The sequence below is a fragment of the Rhodococcus sp. HNM0563 genome, from assembly GCF_012726195.1.
Taxonomy (GTDB): Bacteria; Actinomycetota; Actinomycetes; order Mycobacteriales; family Mycobacteriaceae; genus Rhodococcus.
In genome coordinates, this window is record NZ_JAASAF010000023.1 from 1 (window position 1) to 2,966 (window position 2,966).

1 protein-coding gene is annotated in these 2,966 nt (G+C 58.0%); it reads left to right on the forward strand.

The genetic code is table 11. The features are described from left to right. Positions 1 to 120: 120 nt before the first annotated feature. A partial coding sequence (locus HCA61_RS25750) for an amino acid adenylation domain-containing protein (protein WP_206040609.1) occupies positions 121 to 2,966 on the forward strand: 2,846 nt, incomplete at its 3' end.

A 2,966-nucleotide genomic window follows, 5' to 3' on the forward strand; every position in this document is an offset into this window, starting at 1 on the left:
TCGTCGAGTCATCATCCACTGTTCCAAGTGTCGCTGGCGTATCAGAACAACGAAACACCGACGCTGGACATACCCGGAATACGATCGTCAGTAGCTGAGATTGCTCACGTTGCCTCAAGAGTGGACCTGCTCGTCAATGTTGCAGACGACGGGGCCGGCCCTCGCCTCAGCGGGTTCGTCGAGTTCGCCACAGACCTTTTCGACAAGCGGACGGTGGAGACATTGTCTTATCGGCTGCTTCAAACCTTGGAGCATGTCAGCGTCAGACCGGGTTCTCGAATCGCCGATGTACCGGTCCTTCTCGAAGGTGAGTTCGACACGCTTCTTGGCTGGTCGGTCGGTGAAGTGGTGCTGCCGACGCCCGGGACAGTGCATGGAATCCTGGCGGAACGTATCGCAGAGTCGCCGGAGCGAATTGCCCTCATTGCCGGCGGTAGGAAGATTTCCTACGCAGAGCTCGACTCGCTCTCGGCAGAGTTGGCGACCCGGCTCAGACATCACGTGGCCGCAGAGCAGTTGGTCGCGGTCGCGCTGCCGCGGTCAGTGGATCTGGTTGTGGCATTTGTAGCGATAGCTCGGGTCGGGGGCGCGTATCTACCGATCGATCCTGCGTACCAGAGTGCGCGGATTACCCATATTCTCAATGACGCACGCCCGGCGATGATTCTGACTGATAGTGCAACCAGCGGCTCGATGTGTAGTCCACCTGGTACGTCGGTATTGCTGACAGACGCCAGCAGTGAGAACAGTCGCAGCGCGCCTAGCCCAGACCCAACCGACCGTGACACCTTGGCTCCGGACGCATTGGCGAGTGTGATCTATACGTCTGGTTCGACTGGTGCCCCGAAAGGCGTGGCCATCACGCATCGAAACATCGTGAATCTGGCGACACGTGTGTGGAGATTGCAGCACGACCAGACGTCCTTGATGCACTCATCGATCTCGTTCGACGCATCGATGCTGGAACTCTGGCCCGCGTTGCTTGCAGGGGCAACAGTTGTGATCGCCGAGTCGCCTAGGACTGAGCCAGCAGAAGTGACAGCCCTTGCTTCCCAGTACGACGTCGCCACCACGTTTCTCACCACCCCGCTTCTTGGCCCGCTCAGTGAACACCCTGACTTCGCGAACGGGTCACTTGGAAGCTTGCAGCGACTTATTGTCGGCGGAGCACAGCTCCTGTCTAAAGACAGCAACAACTTCCTCGAACGCTATCCGCATGCGGAGCTCGTGAACGGATACGGTCCTGCAGAAGCCACCGTCTGCGCGACGATGATGGAGCTGTCCGCTTCAACGAACGTGCGCGGCAAGTCGGTACCGATTGGCCTTCCGGTTCCGAATGTCTCGGTGCGCCTACTAGATGCAGCACTCCAGATGGTCCCCACTGGCGTCGCTGGTGAGCTCTACCTGGTCGGGGAGCAGATTGCTCGCGGGTATCACCAGCGCGGTGCAATGACCTCGACGCGCTTCGTGGCAGATCCGTTTGGGGACGGCACTCGGATGTATCGCACCGGCGATATCGCGCGATGGTCGGCGGAGGGAACGCTCGAATACGTTGGTCGAATCGATGATCAAACGAAGATCCGTGGATTCAGAGTTGAACCTGCTGAGGTAGAAGAGACGCTCACAACACACCCGAATATCGCTCGAGCTGTGGTGGTACCGAGGAATCTGAGCACTGCTGACAACGAGCAGCACCTGGTTGCCTATGTAGTGCCTGAACACGAACCGGACCTGCGGGATCATCTCGCCGAGATTGCCGCTGTGGACGAGTGGCAGACCCTTTACGATGAGCTGTACAAGTCCGAGGATGAACCGTCGGCCGAGGCGCTTGGCGAGGATTTCAGAGGGTGGATAAGCAGCTACACAGGCCTGCCGATCCCCATAGATGAGATGAAGGATTGGCGCGACCGGACTGTAGAGCGGATTCGGCGCACTGAGCCGACGAAGGTATTGGAGATTGGTGTCGGGTCGGGGTTGATACTTGCCCAACTTGCGAGCGAAGTAGATGAGTACTGGGGCACCGACCTGTCCGTCGAAACGGTGAGCTCTCTTCGGAAGACGGTTGACAGAGACGCGCCCGAACTAGGTTCAAGGGTACATCTGGTCGCTGGTCAAGCGAACGATGTCGAGCGACTTCCACATGACTACTTCGATACTGTCGTGTTGAACTCCGTCATCCAGTACTTCCCGAGTGTTGCATATCTCCGGGAGGTAATCGATCGAGCCTCGATGCTACTTCGGCCTGGAGGAACGCTCTTTATCGGGGATATCCGGAACTTTGACCTTCAGCGTGAATTCATTGCGGCTACCTGTAATTCCAGTGAGTTTAGTGAAGCTCGGATCCGTGAGGAGGCCGAGCGCGAGAAGGAGCTGTTGCTTTCACCAGCATTCTTTGCGGACTCGTCCAACCTGAGTGAGTTCGGTTCTGTATCCTTGCTGTTGAAGGATGGGGACGCTACGAATGAGCTGAACCTGTATCGCTATGACGTGCTGCTCAGTAAGCGGCCAGTCGACCTTGCCAACGCCGGCCACTGTACCGAGGAACGCTTCGAGACGAGAGAACAGCTTTCGAAGCTGTTAAGTACGAACGTCGGTGAGCCCCTACACGTGCTCGACATCCCCAATGCGGATCTGCACAATGACTGCCCGGATTGGTTCCACCGCAGTAGCGGTTTCGACCCGAGCGAAGCCATCTCATTGTCAGAACTGAGACGGCTTGCGGCCGAGTCCGGGTGGATGGCGACAGTTTCACCATCGCCAATGGCTGGCCGCATGGATGCTTTATTCACCAGCGAACTGGCAGACTCGGGTCCATACATAATGCCTCGGATCAGGTTTCGGCCGACGGAGGTGGTGTCGAACAGGCAAGTGACTCCACTGGCTCCGGCTGATGTTCGGGCGTTTGTGGCGTCGCGGCTTCCGGATTACATGGTGCCGGCGGTCGTGTCGGTTGTTGATGCTTTGCC